The sequence below is a fragment of the Niallia sp. M35 genome (genome assembly GCF_050971705.1).
In the GTDB taxonomy this organism is placed as follows: Bacteria; Bacillota; Bacilli; order Bacillales; family Cytobacillaceae; genus Niallia; species Niallia circulans_A.
Map to the genome: position 1 here is coordinate 181,822 of NZ_JBPCEP010000002.1, position 16,668 is coordinate 198,489.

15 protein-coding genes are annotated in these 16,668 nt (G+C 35.0%); 10 read left to right on the forward strand and 5 right to left on the reverse strand.

Going from position 1 to position 16,668, the window contains the following annotated elements:
* Window positions 1–29: 29 nt before the first annotated feature.
* Window positions 30–1,019, forward strand: a complete 990-nt coding sequence (galE, locus tag NiCM35_RS02975) for a UDP-glucose 4-epimerase GalE (RefSeq protein WP_095329963.1) — start codon at window positions 30–32, stop codon at window positions 1,017–1,019.
* Window positions 1,020–1,054: 35 nt separating this feature from the next.
* A complete protein-coding gene (galT, locus tag NiCM35_RS02980) occupies window positions 1,055–2,572 on the forward strand; it encodes a UDP-glucose--hexose-1-phosphate uridylyltransferase (protein WP_095329962.1) in 1,518 nt (505 codons plus the stop codon).
* Between the two features lie 129 nt (window positions 2,573–2,701).
* On the opposite strand, the gene NiCM35_RS02985 is transcribed toward galT, so the two are convergent.
* Complete coding sequence (locus NiCM35_RS02985; RefSeq protein WP_164463593.1) at window positions 2,702–4,249, reverse strand: glycosyltransferase family 2 protein; 1,548 nt, start codon at window positions 4,247–4,249, stop codon at window positions 2,702–2,704.
* A gap of 274 nt (window positions 4,250–4,523) precedes the next feature.
* On the opposite strand from NiCM35_RS02985, the gene NiCM35_RS02990 reads away from it, so the two are divergent.
* The 6 genes from NiCM35_RS02990 (at window position 4,524) to NiCM35_RS03015 (ending at window position 10,416) form a co-directional block, all read left to right on the forward strand.
* Window positions 4,524–5,507: a LacI family DNA-binding transcriptional regulator gene (locus NiCM35_RS02990; RefSeq protein WP_303982636.1), complete on the forward strand. Its 984-nt coding sequence runs from the start codon at window positions 4,524–4,526 to the stop codon at window positions 5,505–5,507.
* Window positions 5,508–5,790: 283 nt separating this feature from the next.
* Entirely contained in the window at window positions 5,791–6,999 is a 1,209-nt protein-coding gene (nagA, locus tag NiCM35_RS02995; RefSeq protein ID WP_433778568.1) for an N-acetylglucosamine-6-phosphate deacetylase, read from the forward strand.
* Entirely contained in the window at window positions 6,996–7,748 is a 753-nt protein-coding gene (nagB, locus tag NiCM35_RS03000; protein WP_095329958.1) for a glucosamine-6-phosphate deaminase, read from the forward strand. Before nagA ends, nagB begins: the two co-directional genes overlap by 4 nt.
* Window positions 7,745–8,464 carry a GntR family transcriptional regulator gene (locus NiCM35_RS03005; protein ID WP_095329957.1) on the forward strand — a complete coding sequence of 240 codons (720 nt, stop codon included), beginning with the start codon at window positions 7,745–7,747 and terminating at the stop codon, window positions 8,462–8,464. The genes nagB and NiCM35_RS03005 overlap by 4 nt, the downstream gene beginning before the upstream one ends.
* A gap of 316 nt (window positions 8,465–8,780) precedes the next feature.
* Window positions 8,781–9,545: a LamB/YcsF family protein gene (locus tag NiCM35_RS03010; RefSeq protein ID WP_433778569.1), complete on the forward strand. Its 765-nt coding sequence runs from the start codon at window positions 8,781–8,783 to the stop codon at window positions 9,543–9,545.
* Window positions 9,546–9,924: 379 nt separating this feature from the next.
* A complete protein-coding gene (locus NiCM35_RS03015) occupies window positions 9,925–10,416 on the forward strand; it encodes an RNA polymerase sigma factor (RefSeq protein ID WP_095329955.1) in 492 nt (163 codons plus the stop codon).
* 96 nt (window positions 10,417–10,512) lie between these two features.
* Here NiCM35_RS03015 and NiCM35_RS03020 read toward each other — a convergent pair whose 3' ends face one another.
* Window positions 10,513–12,006, reverse strand: a complete 1,494-nt coding sequence (locus NiCM35_RS03020) for a peptide MFS transporter (RefSeq protein WP_371472254.1) — start codon at window positions 12,004–12,006, stop codon at window positions 10,513–10,515.
* A 263-nt stretch (window positions 12,007–12,269) separates the two neighbouring features.
* Between NiCM35_RS03020 and NiCM35_RS03025 the strand changes: the two genes are divergently transcribed.
* Together NiCM35_RS03025 and NiCM35_RS03030 are read left to right on the forward strand one after the other, a co-directional pair.
* A complete protein-coding gene (locus NiCM35_RS03025) occupies window positions 12,270–13,058 on the forward strand; it encodes a hypothetical protein (RefSeq protein ID WP_433778572.1) in 789 nt (262 codons plus the stop codon).
* A complete protein-coding gene (locus NiCM35_RS03030; RefSeq protein ID WP_433778574.1) occupies window positions 13,055–13,498 on the forward strand; it encodes a hypothetical protein in 444 nt (147 codons plus the stop codon). The genes NiCM35_RS03025 and NiCM35_RS03030 overlap by 4 nt, the downstream gene beginning before the upstream one ends.
* 38 nt (window positions 13,499–13,536) lie before the next feature.
* Here NiCM35_RS03030 and rpe read toward each other — a convergent pair whose 3' ends face one another.
* The 3 genes from rpe to pepT all read right to left on the reverse strand — a co-directional run bounded on the left by rpe (window position 13,537) and on the right by pepT (window position 16,485).
* Complete coding sequence (gene rpe / locus NiCM35_RS03035; protein ID WP_095329951.1) at window positions 13,537–14,181, reverse strand: ribulose-phosphate 3-epimerase; 645 nt, start codon at window positions 14,179–14,181, stop codon at window positions 13,537–13,539.
* A 191-nt stretch (window positions 14,182–14,372) separates the two neighbouring features.
* Complete coding sequence (locus NiCM35_RS03040) at window positions 14,373–14,795, reverse strand: hypothetical protein (RefSeq protein ID WP_123257273.1); 423 nt, start codon at window positions 14,793–14,795, stop codon at window positions 14,373–14,375.
* 457 nt (window positions 14,796–15,252) lie between these two features.
* Window positions 15,253–16,485 (reverse strand): peptidase T, encoded by a 1,233-nt coding sequence (gene pepT / locus NiCM35_RS03045; protein ID WP_433778575.1) that lies wholly within the window; start codon window positions 16,483–16,485, stop codon window positions 15,253–15,255.
* Window positions 16,486–16,668 lie beyond the last annotated feature (183 nt).

Genomic DNA, 16,668 nt, shown 5'->3' on the forward strand with positions numbered 1-16,668 from the left:
AACAGTAAAATAAAAAGGAGAGAGAAAATATGGCGATATTAGTATGTGGTGGTGCCGGTTATATCGGAAGTCATATGGTTTCTGAATTATTAGACCTAGGTGAAGAAGTAATTGTTGTTGATAATCTTCAAACTGGGCATAAAGCTGCTGTAAGAGCGGAAGCAACCCTTTATATTGGCGATTTACGGAATGAAAGCTTCTTAGAAGAGGTCTTTAAGAATCATACGATTGAAGCGGTAGTCCATTTCGCTGCTGACTCTTTAGTAGGTGAAAGTGTAACAAATCCGTTGAAATACTATGATAATAATGTAAACGGTGCGATGACTTTATTGAAAGTGATGCACGCAAATGATGTGAAGAGAATTGTTTTCTCGTCAACTGCAGCAACTTATGGAGAGGCAAAGAATTTTCCGATTCAGGAGAGTGATGACACGATTCCAACGAATCCCTATGGAGAAACCAAACTAGCCATCGAAAAAATGCTAAAGTGGTGTGAAGCAGCATATGGGATTCATTATGTAGCTCTTCGTTATTTTAATGTAGCAGGTGCGCATATAGATGGGAGATTAGGGGAAGATCATTTTCCAGAAACGCATTTAATTCCCATTATACTGCAAGTAGCGTTAGGAAAGAGAGAAGTAATTAGTATTTTTGGTGATGATTATGAGACACATGATGGGTCATGTATTAGAGATTATATTCATGTCACCGATTTGGCTAATGCTCATATCCTTGCTTTAAAAAAATTGCAGAAAGAAGAAACAAGCGGTATTTACAATCTAGGGAGTGGAACAGGTTTCACGGTGAAAGAAGTAATTGAGACAGCGAGAAAGGTAACGGGGCATCCTATTCCAGCAGAAATTGCTCCAAGAAGAGCAGGGGATCCGGCGCGATTAGTTGCTTCATCAGAGAAAGCGCAAGTAGAGTTAGGGTGGAATCCACAGTACACTTCACTGGAGACAATGATAGGAAGTGCATGGAACTGGTTCCAAGCAAATCCGAATGGCTATAAAGAATAAATGAGAATGCACTAAGAGGAAAGGAGCAATGTTATATGACAACCACTATTTATCAGCATGTAGAACAATTGCTTCATTATGGAATAGAATCAAACTTAATTACAAAATGGGATATAGATGTAGTGCGGAATAAATTACTCGAAATCTTAGAATTGGATGATTTTGTCCCATCAGAGATTAGCGCTCCAGTGAAAATAGAGTTGCGTGAACTATTAGATACTATTTTAGATTGGGCTGCTGAACATAATCTCTTGGTAGAAAATACAATTACCTATCGAGATTTACTAGATACTAAATTAATGGCTTGCTTTGTTCCGCTGCCCTCTGAAATAAATAATAGATTTGCCATGCTCTATAAGGATAAGGGAGCAAAGAGTGCAACTAGTTGGTTTTATGACTTTTCAAAAAAAGTTGATTACATCCGCACGGATCGAATTGCTAAAAATGAAGAGTGGCTGGCGCATACGAGTTATGGAGATTTAGAGATTACGATTAACTTGTCTAAGCCAGAAAAAAATCCACAAGAAATAGCTGCTCTAAAAAAAGTAAAACAAGGTTTTTATCCTAAATGTTTGTTATGTAAAGAAAATGCTGGTTATGCAGGAAGAGTTAATCATCCGGCTAGACAAAATCATCGTATTATACCAGTGACTCTAGAAGAGGAACAATGGTTCCTGCAGTTTTCGCCATATGTTTACTATAATGAGCATGCTATTTGTTTTTCTGAACGGCATGAGCCAATGACCATTTCGAAAAGAACATTTACTAGATTACTAGAATTTGTTCACCAATATCCTCATTACTTTATGGGGTCTAATGCCGATCTGCCGATAGTTGGAGGGTCCATTCTTGCCCATGAGCATTTTCAAGGGGGATATCATGAATTTCCGATGGCAAAGGCAGAAATAGAAGCTGGATTTACGTTGGAGCAGTTTCCTGCTATCCATGCAGGAATAGTTAAATGGCCGATGTCTGTTTTACGTCTAAATGGTACAGACAAACAACAATTAGTGGAAGCATCTGATTATATATTAAAAAAATGGCTGGATTATAGTGATGAAAGTGTTGATATTCTTGCATATACAAACGGTGTTCGTCATAATACGATCACGCCAATTGCAAGAATGCGCAATGGCCAATATGAAATGGATTTAGTGCTCCGTAATAATCGTACAAGTGAAGAATATCCATTCGGGATCTTCCATCCACATGAGGAAGTTCATGCGATTAAACAAGAGAATATTGGTTTGATTGAAGTGATGGGGTTAGCAGTTTTGCCAGGAAGATTGAAAGTAGAAATGAGCTTACTTGCAGAGAATATCGTCAAAGCTGATTTTGAAGAGCGCATCCGTCTAGAGCCAGCTATTGTAAAACACTTAGCATGGGCAAAAAAAGTTAAAGAAAACAATCCACAGATGACAAAAGAAAATGTAAGTACTATCTTACAAACAGAAATAGGAATTGTTTTTGAGACAATCTTACATCATGCCGGTGTATTTAAAAGAGATGACGATGGAACAAAAGCCTTTTATCGGTTTATAGAGACACTATAAAAAGTGCAGAGGAAAAAGATTAGATTGGTTAAGGTTAGAATATGAATGAGAGATGAAAAAAATTCTTAGAGATCACTCGTTTTATAAGAAAACAGGCGGTCTCTAAGAAATCAACTCTTAAACTTAATATTAAAGAACCTTTAGCGCCAAGTGATTGTGAATGGTTTTATAAAAATGCTGCTTATCTGTTTGCTGCTTTTTTAACCGGAGCTTAGGGTTCGGGATATGTAATTGGACTTTATGATAATCTCTATAAGATAAATAAATAGTATAAACTGATTTTCCAAGAGCGGTAAAGAATGCTTCTGGTACCATAATTCTCTTTAAAGCCCCTTCATATGGTTCAATCGAAAACATAAACTGGTTATGGATGTTGTTTCGATCGCGGAACAGGAGATGTTCAATCTCTTTTGGGTGATCACCTGCAATACGAATATCGAAGCGGAAGAAACCATTCGTATATTCACAATTTATTAATTCAGCATACATAGGGACTCTAATAAAGTTATAAGGCGAGCTTAGCGGAGAAACCCAGTAAGCAGTATCATCTTTAACTACATGTTTTTTTATTTTTTCTTGATTCATCCATCGAAATAATGTTTCGATATCCTTATAGCGTTTTTGTGAAAATAACTGATAACAAACCTTATTATAAGGATGGTAAAAATGGTCACTGATCTCATAATCCAACGAAGAAGTCGTCCGTAACATTTTTTTCATGGTGGATATATATGCTTTCCTTTTTAAAAACTCATCTAATTTCCCTTTAAATGTTTGATTGTTTTCCGTTCTTAGCGTATGATACCGATTTATAAATCGATTAAAGCAATCAAATTCATACAAGCGATTAAGGACCATTCGCTTTAACTCTGAATCCATTTCTTTCTCTTTAAAGTAGTTGATTACTTTTCGATTACAATGCATTTTATTTAATACATTCGTCTGCTTCGTCAAGGATTCGTCATTATCATCTAAGCGATTTAAATAGTAGATAACAGCTTCTGTTGTTGAGATTTTTTTACAATTAGTCAATACTTCCATGAAAAATTGCTTATCTTCTCCATACTTCATCTCAGGAAATTGAATTTGGTTCTGTTTTATAATGCTAGACTTCATTAATCTTGCCCTAGGTCCTAAATGATGAAAAATATGTGGGATACTCGCCGGGGGGATACTTCTTCTTTCTTTCCATGATTCGTGTTCGCCTACTATGGCATTTTTTTTAGACGTGACTTTAATTGTTTTTCCCACTATATAATCATCATCTGTTTCATTTAGTACACTATAGAGTTTTTCCAAGCCAGTCTTTTCAAACCAATCATCTGCATCTAAAAAAGTTAAGTAAGGGGCCGATGAAAGTTCAATTCCTAAATTTCTAGGATAGCCAGGTGTGCCTGTGTTTTTCGCTAGAAGAGCGAGTTTAATATTAGGATGCTCGTTAACAAATTTCTTCAAGATAGAACGAGTTTGATCTTTAGAGCCATCATCAATAAGTATATATTCAATCTGTGGCATAATGGATTGCTGTAAAACCGATTCAATCGTCTTCTGGATCGTTTTTTCATTGTTAAATACGGGGGTAATAACAGAAATAATCGGCTGTTCTAAATAGTTTGCACTCTGTAATAGTTCATATTTATATTTATTGTTTTTTCGAAGAGATGATATATTTTTCATTGCATTCCCTACCTTCATAATTAAAACTAAAAGAAAGTCCTTATAGCAATCATTATGAATCAACAAGCTACAAGGTATACTTCCATAAATAGAAAAAATAGTGCATACGTTATTGTTTTTTATCCTGTATAATATATAGAGAGAAGAACAAGTAAGGAAATCTAGCTTTACATCAAGGAAAAATGAAAAGGCTTTCTTAATTAGCGGGTTTCAAAGAATGCCTGCTCTATAATTGATTTTTCTGGAAGAAAGCAATGTATAAGGAGGTTTATAGGTGACAACTATTAGTGATATCGCTAAACTTGCGGGCGTGGCCAAAAGTACTGTTTCTCGATATTTAAATGAAGGTTCTGTCAGTGAAGCCACGAAAAGAAAAATACAGCATATTATCAAAGAAACCGGCTATACGCCTAATGCATTTGCTCAAAGCTTAAAAGCAAAGAAGACAAATATTATTGGAACAATTGTGCCTCAATTAGATTCGTATGCTTTTTCACGGACTTTAATAGGAATAGATGAAGAGTTGAAGGCAAGGAATTATCAAATGTTAATTTCTCATTCAAATTTAGATTTGGAACGGGAAATAGAAAATATTCATTCTTTAGTAAGACAGAAGGTTGCTGGGATCATTTTATTAGCAACAGAAGTTACGAATCGCCATTTAATGATCATTAAACAACTAGGAATCCCTGTGCTTATTGTAGGGCAACAGCATGAGGAGATTCCAAGTTTAATTCATAATGATTATGAAGCAGCATATGAATTAGGGAAATATATACTTTCTCAAGGGCATAAAAGAATCGCCTTCCTTGGTCTCCAAGAAAAAAATGTTGCAATAGGAATTGATCGGAAAGAAGGGTTTAAGAAAAGTATCGAGGAAACAGCAAATATAGATGTCCAATTTTTTGAGGTGAAGATGGATCAAGAAACACAATCATTTTCCATTGTTTCTGAAATAATCGATCGATTTCACCCTAGCATCATTGTATGTGCTACAGATAATATTGCTATGGGAACAATGAAAGCAATCTATTCGAAGGGGATTTCTATTCCTTGCGATCTGTCCATAACCGGGTTTGGTGGGTATGAAATGACTGAGATGATATATCCAGGTTTAACCACTGCAAAGTTTTTTTATAAAGATGCTGGCAATCTAGCAGCCAGAAAGATGTTAAGTCTCATTAAAGGTGATGATACTCCCATGAAAACAGTTTCTGGGTATGAAATTATTTACCGCGAAAGTGTTAGGCAAATGTAAGTTCAACTAAATGATATCAGCTAAAAGTGGATTTAGCCGATATCATTTATTCATATTTTTAGAAATAGCAGCAAGAAGGACAATAGGAACTTGACGAAATAAAAGGAAATAACTATAATTTGAGGTGAAACCGATTACCGCTAGTTAGTTTGGGGAAATAGAAAAATAGTGAATATCTGATAGGTTAATATTTAATCATCCAAGAAGAATAAGTATAAATCAACTGGTATAGACATCTAGATATATAGATACGTATATTTTAAAAAAAGGAGCTTTTAGAATCATGATAACGGATGAACCAAAAGAATTAATATTAAAAAATGTATGTATTTACACAGAAACGGAAGTTAATCCAAATGGGTATGTAGTTGTGAAGGAAGGGAAAATTAATTCGATTGGGTTAATGGACTCCTTCCTTGAAAAAGAATGGGAAAATGCACATATACTAGATTTTCCAAAGGGTATGAATTTAATACCAGGGTTTATTGATATTCATATCCATGGAGCAAATAATGCTGACGCAATGGATGCGTCACAGCAAGCCTTAGAAATTATGGCTGAGACATTGCCAAAAGAAGGAACAACAAGCTTTTTAGCAACTACCATGACACAAGAGGTAGAAAGTATTGAAAATGCGCTCACAACTATTGCCCAGTATGTCGAGACAGCTAATCAATCAGGAAAAGCAGAAATCATCGGGATTCACTTAGAAGGTCCCTTTATCTCCGAAAAGAGAGTTGGAGCACAGCCAGTCCAATCTGTTAAAAAGCCGAATGTAGAGTTATTTAAAAAATGGCAGACATTATCCAATAATCAAATCAAACTTGTTACGATGGCACCTGAGGAAGATGAAAACTTTGAGCTTGTTCGCTATTTAAAGGCAGAGAATATCGTTCCATCAATAGGGCACTCAGATGCAGTTTATGAGCAAGTATTATCAAGCATTCAAGCTGGTGTAAATCATGTTACTCATCTGTTTAATGGAATGAGAGGTCTGCATCATCGTGATCCAGGAGTTGCAGGCGCAGCCTTGCTCCATTCGGAGTTAATGGCTGAAATGATTGTCGATGGTGTTCATATTCATCCAGAAATAGTTAAACTTGCTTTTTTACAAAAGGGGGCTGAACATATCATTCTCATTACAGATAGCATGCGGGCAAAATGGCTTGCGGATGGTATTTCATCCTTAGGTGGGCAAAAGGTAATTGTTCGTGATGGAAAAGCGTTATTAGAAAATGGTGCTCTTGCGGGTAGTACATTAAAAATGAATGATGCTATCAATAATATGATGAAATTTACAGGATGCTCTTTACAGGATGTTGTCAAGATGGCATCTTATAATCCAGCTAAGCAAATTGGTGTCTTGGATAAAAAGGGAAGTATTGCAAAAGGTAAAGATGCAGATTTAGTCGTATTAGATGAAAATAATCAAGTGGCACTAACAATTTGTAAAGGGAAAATTGTATATTCGAATGGAGGATTTTCAGCATGAAATTAATTGAAGTTCAAAACTACGATGAAATGAGTAAAGTAGCAGCCAAAAAAATAATAGAGCAAATACAAACGAAGCCAAATAGTGTGCTAGGTCTTGCTACTGGGGGAACTCCAGTAGGAACCTATCAGTATTTAATAAAGGATTTTACGGAGAACCAAACATCCTATGAAAAAGTTATCACCGTTAATTTAGATGAATATGTTGGTTTAGAAGAGGATAATCCTCAAAGTTATAGCTATTATATGAAAGAACACTTATTTAATCATATAAATATTCCTGAAAATCAAACTCATTTGCCTTTTGCCAAAAATATTGATGATAAAGAAGCAGGAAAAAATTATGAGAAACTGATTGATTCTTTTGGTGGAATGGATATGCAAGTTTTAGGAATAGGTGAAAATGGACATATCGGTTTTAATGAACCAGGTACTTCGTTCTCTTCTACAACTGATGTTGTTCAATTAGCTGACTCGACAAGAGAGGCAAATGCTCGCTATTTTACTAGTATGGATGAGGTACCAACACATGCTATCTCTATGGGGATTTCCACTATAATGAAAAGTCGGAAAATCTTATTGCTCGTGTCTGGAGTGAAGAAGGCATCTGTGCTTAATCAGTTATTTCATTCCGATATAAAAGAGGATCTTCCAGCTTCTATTTTGAAAAAGCATCCGGATGTTACAATTATCGCTGATCAGGAGGCTTTATCTATTTTGAAAGAAAATAAAGGAAGTGTGTATAGTTGATCATTAAAGATTCACATATTCCTATCTATTATCAATTAGAAATGGAGATAAAAGAAATCATTAAAGAGCTAAAGCCTGGTGACCCTATTAGCTCGGAACGGGAGTTTTCCGAAAAATACGGTATTAGCAGGATGACGGTTCGTCAAGCTATTAATAACTTAGTAGCTGAAGGTGTACTTGTTCGTCAAAGAGGGAAAGGGACTTTTGTTGCTGCACAAAAGGTAGAACAAGAGCTTTCTGGATTAACAAGTTTCTCGGAAGATATGCATTCAAGAGGGTTAACACCAAAAACTAAAATTCTTGATTTTAAAATAATTCCTTGTCCAAGAGGCATTGCCAGTAAGTTGAAGATAGAAGAGGGCGACCAAGTTTATGAGGTTAGCCGATTACGGATTGCGGATGATATCCCAATGGCCCTTGAAACTTCCTACCTTCCAACGCTCTTGATTAAGGAGCTGCAGGAAGAGACTTTACATGGTTCTATATATGAATATGTGGAGCAAACTTTACATCAAAAGATTAGTCACGCTACCCAAACAATTGAATCAACGTTATCCCATAAAAATGAAAGTGCATCTCTTGGGATTAAAGAGGGGGCACCGGTGCTGCTGATGGAGCGTTTTAGTTATTTGGCTAATGGAACTCCTTTTGAATATGTGAAATCTATTTATCGCGGAGACCGGTATAAATTTATTATTGATATGAAGAGATCTTAATCACGATGCTAGATTACTACAAAGTAGTTACATGAACTGATGATAAAGAGATGGAGTCCCTACAAATAGAGACTGTATAAATATGGTCAGTAATTGCTTCTGACGACAGCATATTTAAAATAAAGTTTGATGAAAAACATAAATATAACAATGGAAATACGGTAGCCCCTTTGTAGGACTTCCGTATTTTTTTTTGTAAAGTGAAAAGGGAAATAGTAGAGAAGAGGAGGTTTAGTCATCTGTATTCTAGAATTCATTATATTGGGCTTGAGGTGAATAAATAGGGGAAGAAATTTACTAAATAGGAGGAGCCTATATGTCTATTGATATAAATTGTGATTTAGGGGAAAGCTATGGTGCTTATCGAATTGGGAATGATGAAACAATTATCCCCTATGTAACTAGTGTAAATATTGCTTGTGGTTTTCATGCCGGTGATCCAACTACCATGAGGAAAACGGTGAATCTTGCACTGGAGAATAAAGTGGCGATTGGTGCCCATCCAGGCTTTAATGATGTTCTTGGCTTCGGAAGGAGAGAAATAAATATATCACCCAATGAAGTATATGATATAGTCATTTATCAAATAGGAGCATTAGAAGCATTTGTGAAAGCAGAGGGCGGAACCTTGCAGCATATAAAGCCACATGGTGCGTTATATAATATGGCTGTGAAAGATGGACGATTGGCTGATGCGATTGCCAAAGCTATTTACAAGATAAATCCTGCGTATATTCTATTCGGTTTAGCGAACAGTGAATTGATTAGAGCAGGGAAACGTTATGGCTTAGAAACTGCTAACGAGGTATTTGCAGATCGAACTTATCAATCAGATGGAAGTTTAACCCCACGTACACATAAACAAGCTCTTATCGACTGCCCTAAACAGGCAGCTAAACAGATAATTGATATGGTTAAGAATAAAAAGGTTACCTCTGTACAAGGTGAAGAGATACCTATTCAAGCAGATACCATATGTATTCATGGTGATTCCACCCATGGTATATCCATTGTAAAAGAAGTAACATCTACGTTACTTCAATCGACAATAACCATCTGCAATTTTATGGAGAAAACATAAGGATTTCAATGTAGTATTGCTAAAAAACCCCCTCAACTAGAATGTTGGAAACTAATTACAATACCAAGAATTTAGTTACAATTAATGATCCGATGAAATAAATAGAAAATTAATCAATTTTTAAAGAAAAAACTGGAATTTTTATTACGTTAAGATGTATAATATATTTCATTGATGTTACAATAAAGTAGTTTTGTAATTGCTTTGTAACAAAAAAGATAAATACTTTAGGATAGTAATAATTAAATGAAGAACTCGCAAGAAATACATACTTACTATTTAATAATGGAATAAAAAATGCTCTCTGGAATTTTAGTAATAGGAGTTTTTTGATTGTTATCTGTCCGTTGATTCACTGGTTTTGTTAGGGGTGGGGGAAATGGGTTCGATTGAAGAGCTCTATGAAAGATATAGTCAAGAATTAATTCATTTTCTGATCTATTTAGGGGTGAAAAAGGAAGAGGCAGAAGATTTAGTACAAGAAGTTTTTATACGATTGCTAAAAACAAAGTGTCTCTTTAAAGGGGAAAGTAGTGAGCGAACTTGGCTATATACAATTGCTAAAAATATTGCCATTGATCATTTTAGAAAACAAAAAAATTCCTATACCTTTGATTGTGAAATACCTATCCATATAAAGGATGAACAAGCTCTTCCTGATGAAGTTGCCATGAAGAAAGAACAGCTTGATTGGATTAAACATTTACTTTATTGTTGTACAGAAGATCAAAAAAAAGTAATTTACTGCAGATATTTAAAGGAATTGTCTATAGGAGAAACTGCTTTGAATTTGGGGTGGTCTGAAAGTAAAGTGAAGACGACACAGCATCGGGCTTTAAAATTGCTCAAAAAGAATTTAGTAGGCATATAAAGTCCGCAAGGTAACAGAAGGAGTTAAATGTGTTAGGGACAAATTTAACTTTCACTTACATTAAAAAAGTGGAGGCATATCCTCCACTTTTTTTGTTTACTTTATTCCTTTCATCTTGTTTTGAATCATAGGTGATAACAAGAAAAGGATAATACTTAAGAAAATAGCTACTCCTCCAAGAATACCGAAATATGCAACTTCAGATATTTTTGTGAATAATGGGGCGATTTGTGCATTTAGTGCTTGGGCAGCAGCGCTGGATAAGAACCAAAGACTCATTGTCTGTGCAGAGAAAGCCGCTGGCGCCAGTTTAGTTGTAGCAGACAGGCCAACTGGAGATATACATAGCTCTCCAACTACTACTAGGAAATAGCTTAATACTAACCATAATGGGCTAACTAATGTGTTTACTCCGCTTAAATAAGCAGGTAACATCATAATGATAAAGGATAAACCGGCAAACAATAAAGCAATTGAAAACTTCTTAGAAACAGAAGGTTGACGATTTCCAAGCTTAACCCAAATCCATGCAAATACCGGTGCAAATATAATAATGAACAATGGATTGATTGATTGGAAAATAGTTGGTGAAAGACTAAATCCGCCAAACTCTAATTGTGTTCGTTTATCAGCATAGGCAGCAAGAATGGTTGATCCTTGTTCTTGAATCGCCCAGAACATAACGGCAGCTAAAAACAGTGGGATATAGGCAATCAATCTAGAACGCTCATCACGAGTAGTTTTTGGACTGCGATACATAACAATAAAATAAATAGCTGGAATTAAGAAGCCGAGAATTCCGACAATTGTGACAAAAGATTCGAAAGTTAAGATTTTCAATGGAATTAAAATAGCTAAAATGATGGCAATGACCACTATGCTAATACCAATAGAAGAATATACCTTTTTCTTTTCTTTTTTAGATAATGGATTTGGCACAAATGTACCAGCAAGACCTAAATTCTTCTTCTTTGTCATCATGAATACAATTAATCCACATAACATACCAATTGCAGCAAGTCCAAAACCAAGATGGAAACTATAATTCATTCCAATTTCGCCAACAATAATTGGTGACAGGAATCCACCAAGGTTAATTCCCATGTAGAATATACTAAAACCTGCGTCACGACGCGCATCCTCTGGACTATACATTTCTCCAACAATACTTGATACATTTGGTTTTAATAATCCTGTTCCGATAACAATTAAAATCATGGAAATAAAGAACATGGTAATACTACCCGGCACAGCTAATACAATGTGACCAAGCATAATGAATATACCGCCATAGAAAACGGCCTTACTTGTCCCAAATATTCTATCTGCCAACCATCCACCAATAATACCAGACATATAAACGAGTGAACCGTATATAGATACAATGGCAATCGCCGTACCTTCGGAAATACCTAATCCACCTTTAGATACTTCGTAGTACATATAATAAACTAGGATGGCTCTCATCCCATAGTAGGAAAATCTTTCCCAAAATTCTGTAAAGAAAAGTGTGAACAACCCTTTAGGATGACCAAAAAATCCCTTTTGGGGAACACTGTCCACAATTTTCTGTTTATTTAAATCTGACATTAAAGAAACCTCCTCTATTATTTTAATATAATACTGAAAAGATACTAGACTTGTCAAAAAAAATTTTGCTAGAACATAAAATTGGAATAATTTGTGGCTTTTTAGAGTCTGAATTCATAATAATCATTTTATTATGAAAAATAATAATGTTTTTAATATAATTTTTTTCGCTTCAAGTGAGTAGTTTTAATTTGATTCGAAATATATGTATAAAAAATTAGCAGAAGGAAGCATACTAGAAAAAAACGAGTTGGTGAGCACGGGTGCAACAATTCAATGAGCAAGCATATAGATATAAAAACATGAATATGTCTATTATTGGAACAAATTATTTAAGTGTAAGCAATCCTTTGATGCCACTATGGTGGGCTCTTGCCATGCCAGGTACTGGTCATATTATGGTTGGAAAGTTATTGATAGGAGTACTTTTATTTATATGGGAATTTTTGATTAATACACAGGCGCATTTAAATTTAGCTATTTTGTACTCCTGTATTGGCGAATTTCAATTAGCTGCTGAATCGCTGGATATAAGATGGTTTTTTTTCTATGTAGGAATTTATATTTTTAATGCATGGGATGCATACAGAATAACTACGGATATTAATCAATTTTCTAAGTTAGCTAAAGAGGAAAGATATCCACTAATGCCATTTGTCATCCATCCATTGGGAATCAATTATTTGCAGCGAGTAAATAAATGGGTACCAGTATTTTGGTCCATCATTACTCCAGGTCTTGGTCATTTAATTCTTAGAAACTTTTTAACGGGTTCATTTTTATTAGCTAGTCATCTAATCATAATCTACCATTCAAAAGCATTAGAAGGAATTTATTTCACTTGCAGAGGATTGTATGGTTTAGCGACCTCCATTATTAATATAGAATGGCTTCTGTTTCTGCCGTCCATTTATCTATTTGCTGCATGTGATACATATTACCATGCCATCGAAATGAATCAACTGTTTAGACTAGAACAGAGCCATTATCTTGAACAAAAATATTCTTTTTATCTTAAAAGAAACTTTAAAATAAAGGACAATAATCCATGAATATTATCTCCGTCTTTGATCATTCCTTAAAAGTCGAATTGGTACTACATGAATTAGAAAAACATCATATTCGCAAGGAAGATATATTTGTATCATCTCTTAATAAAAAAGGGGTAGAGAAAAAATATATGGATCCTTTCAATGCAGATGGTTTTAATATGTTCTTTGTTGCTAGTGTGAGTATGATTATGATGCTTTTGGGGACCATCTATGGATTTGTTCTTTATTTAGGTCCAATTCTTTGGGGATTAATTGGTTTAATAGCGGGAATTTGTATCACTATTCCGGTAGATTATTTGTATAAGCGGTGGAGAAATAAAGAAGAGATAAAGCCAAGTAAAGCGGAGTTAGTTATCGTTATTCATTGTGAGGAGACTCAAGTAGCTTTAATAGAAAGTCTATTGTACCAACATCATACAATTGGGTTAGTTAAAATATAAAAAAAGGAATCTAAATTTATAGACTCCTTGTTACTATTTTATCCACGTATTGCTTTAATTGCTTCTTCACGATTAGGATTGTTATAAATAAATGATCCGGCAACAAGAACATTCGCGCCTGCCTCTTTGACTAATACAGCAGTTTCAGTATTAATACCACCGTCTACTTCAATATCAAGTGTTGGATTTAACAGATCTGCTAACTGACGTACTTCTTTAATTTTAGGAAGGACATTAGGAATAAAAGCCTGTCCGCCAAAACCAGGATTAACTGTCATTAATAGAACCATGTCAATATCTTCGATAATATGCTTAATCATTTCTACTGGCGTACTTGGATTTAATACTACTCCAGCCTTTACGCCCTGTTCTTTTATTAATTGAATAGTACGATGCAAGTGGCGAGAGGCCTCTACATGTACGGTGATGATATCAGCACCAGCCTTAGCGAATGCTGGAATATAAGCATCTGGATTTTCAATCATTAAATGAACATCTAATGGCAAAGTTGTCACAGGACGAATTGCTTCCACAATAAGTGGGCCAATAGTTATATTTGGTACAAAATGACCATCCATTACATCCACATGAATGTAATCAGCGCCACCTCGTTCTACATCTTTCACTTCATCCCCTAGCTTAGCAAAATCAGCGGAGAGAATGGAGGGTGCAATCTTAATCATTTGTATGCCTCCCTTTCTTAATCTATGTATTACATCAAAATTATAGCAGATTGTGAGATATCGAACAAGCTGATTGGATGCGCTTGCTTGTTTTTATGAAAGGTTGAGGATAAAAAATTGTAGCCACTTCGTTCGAATAAGAGGATAAATAGAAGTGGCTATCCATAAGTGAATCTCATCATAGTGAAGAATTATAGTTTAGTTATGATTTCTTTTTGAATATCAGCTGGTGCTGCAGCATAATTTGTTGAAATACATGTAATAAGCATTTCTTTATTCTTGTAGAAAGGTTCTTTGTTTTTATTATAATAAAAACGAACACTTTCTTCTTCTTTAAAAAATTCTTTCCCGATTTTTAATAGAGTAGTAACGGGTAGTTTCTCAAAGGAAACAGTGCTTACTTCTTCTTTTCTAGAAACTACAGGCTGTTCTTGGTCTGTATTCTTAAATTCGCTCACCAATTTTTTTAGAACTTTTTCTTGCGAGATTACTTGTTTCAAAAGTTTTTTACGAACTCTTTTTTTCTTCGATTGAAGTCCAAAAGTTTCTAATATATAGTGATGTAATTCTGTATTTTGTGTTACTTCTTCTTGCATCTTACTCATTGTATCCATTGCAAAACTCCTCTAATCTTTTCTTTCACCACTAAATCCATAGAAAATAGGGATTTGGCACTGAATCATTATATACTAAACTGTTAAAAGTACAAAATTTACTTCGGTTAACGAAATAAACATCTGTAAAAATAAGGTTAGCAAACTTAGAAAAAAAGGCATCAAAAGCCTTCTTTCAGACTGTCGACAAACTCCTAATTCGGTAATTAGGAGTTTGTCTTAGTTTATAAATATACATTATTTTAAATAAGAGTTAATTTCAGTTGCAGGGGTTCGCTTTCCGTGGGGCTCGCGCTGAGCCGCTTCGGCCTAAAGGCCTGCAGGGTCTCAGACTGTCTCGCAGATCCCACAGGAGTCTCACCCCTTTCACTCCAATAAATGCATAATAATTCCATTTGCATTTCCTAAATTCCTTTTGTCAACAAGCTGAAAGAAGGCATCAAAAGCCTTCTTTCCTTTATCCACGTTCTTCAAATAGGCGGACAATTTCTACGATTACATTTGTTGCTTTTACCATGTTATCGACAGAAATGAACTCATATTTACCATGGAAGTTTTCTCCACCTGTAAAAATATTGGGAGTTGGCAATCCCATATAAGATAACTGTGAACCATCTGTACCACCGCGAATTGGCTGAACAATTGGTGTAATACCGAGATTTATCATTGCTTGATAGGCTACATCCACGATTTCTTTTACGGGTTCAATTTTTTCCCGCATATTGTAGTATTGGTCGTTTAATTCCAGTTTTACTGTTTCGGCACCATACTTTTCATTTAACTCCGCTACAATTGTCTGCAGGATTCTTTTTCTCTCTTCAAAAGAAGTACGATCAAAATCACGGATAATATAAGCAAGCTTTGTTTCTTCCACGTCTCCCTCAAAGGATAGTAAATGATAAAAACCTTCATAGCCCTCCGTATATTCAGGTGCCTCATTTGCTGGTAAGCGGTTTTGTAATTCCATCGCTATTTTCATACTATTAACCATTTTTCCTTTTGCTGTACCAGGATGAACATTCGTTCCCTTCACTGTGATTTTTGCGCCAGCAGCATTGAAGCTTTCATATTGCAATTCGCCTAATGGCCCGCCATCAACAGTGTAAGCAAAATCAGCATTAAAGGCTTTTACGTTAAATTTATGTGGACCTCTGCCGATTTCCTCATCTGGTGTAAATGCCACTCTAATTTTACCATGTTTAATTGCTGGGTTTTCTTTTAAGTAAATAAGAGCTGTTACAATTTCGGCAATACCTGCTTTGTTATCTGCTCCTAGTAAGGTTGTGCCATCCGTTGTCAACAAAGTATGTCCTACGTAATTTTTTAATTCTGGAAAATCTTTAGGAGATAAAACGATATGTAAATCTTCGTTTAAGGTAATATCCTCCCCATCATAATTTTCCACTTTTTGTGGACGTACATTTTTACCTGTAAAATCAGTAGCAGTATCTAAGTGAGCAAGGAAGCCGATTGTCGGCACTTTTTTCTCAGTATTTGCTGGCAAAGTTGCCATCACATAACCGTTTTCATCAATCGTTACTTCTTCCATACCAATTTCTTTCAGCTCTTCCACCAATAAATTGGCTAATGTTAATTGTCCTGGTGTAGACGGACATTCTAAATTATTTTCATTTGATTGGGTATCGACAACTGCATACGATACAAAACGATTTATTATATTTTCTTTCATGCGATTCAACTCCTTTATCAGATAGTTTGATTTTATCATAGGAGGAATGAATAAGACGAATATTGTGAATTTATGCTAAAAAGTCTCCCATTTCAGTTGTCGTTGGTAAATAGGTATGTTCACAATTATGTTGAATTTAGTGGAGGATTGATGCTTTATTTACAGAGCTTTTTAGATAGAATA

Excerpts from the sequence above, each read along its gene's own strand:
- nagB (WP_095329958.1), top strand. The coding sequence starts at position 6,996 with ATGAAATTAATTGAAGTTCAAAACTACGATGAAATGAGTAAAGTAGCA.
- NiCM35_RS03010 (WP_433778569.1), top strand. The coding sequence starts at position 8,781 with ATGTCTATTGATATAAATTGTGATTTAGGGGAAAGCTATGGTGCTTAT.
- NiCM35_RS03020 (WP_371472254.1), bottom strand. The coding sequence starts at position 12,006 with ATGTCAGATTTAAATAAACAGAAAATTGTGGACAGTGTTCCCCAAAAG.
- NiCM35_RS03015 (WP_095329955.1), top strand. The coding sequence starts at position 9,925 with ATGGGTTCGATTGAAGAGCTCTATGAAAGATATAGTCAAGAATTAATT.
- pepT (WP_433778575.1), bottom strand. The coding sequence starts at position 16,485 with ATGAAAGAAAATATAATAAATCGTTTTGTATCGTATGCAGTTGTCGAT.
- galT (WP_095329962.1), top strand. The coding sequence starts at position 1,055 with ATGACAACCACTATTTATCAGCATGTAGAACAATTGCTTCATTATGGA.
- NiCM35_RS03040 (WP_123257273.1), bottom strand. The coding sequence starts at position 14,795 with ATGGATACAATGAGTAAGATGCAAGAAGAAGTAACACAAAATACAGAA.
- galE (WP_095329963.1), top strand. The coding sequence starts at position 30 with ATGGCGATATTAGTATGTGGTGGTGCCGGTTATATCGGAAGTCATATG.
- NiCM35_RS02985 (WP_164463593.1), bottom strand. The coding sequence starts at position 4,249 with ATGAAAAATATATCATCTCTTCGAAAAAACAATAAATATAAATATGAA.
- nagA (WP_433778568.1), top strand. The coding sequence starts at position 5,791 with ATGATAACGGATGAACCAAAAGAATTAATATTAAAAAATGTATGTATT.
- NiCM35_RS03030 (WP_433778574.1), top strand. The coding sequence starts at position 13,055 with ATGAATATTATCTCCGTCTTTGATCATTCCTTAAAAGTCGAATTGGTA.
- rpe (WP_095329951.1), bottom strand. The coding sequence starts at position 14,181 with ATGATTAAGATTGCACCCTCCATTCTCTCCGCTGATTTTGCTAAGCTA.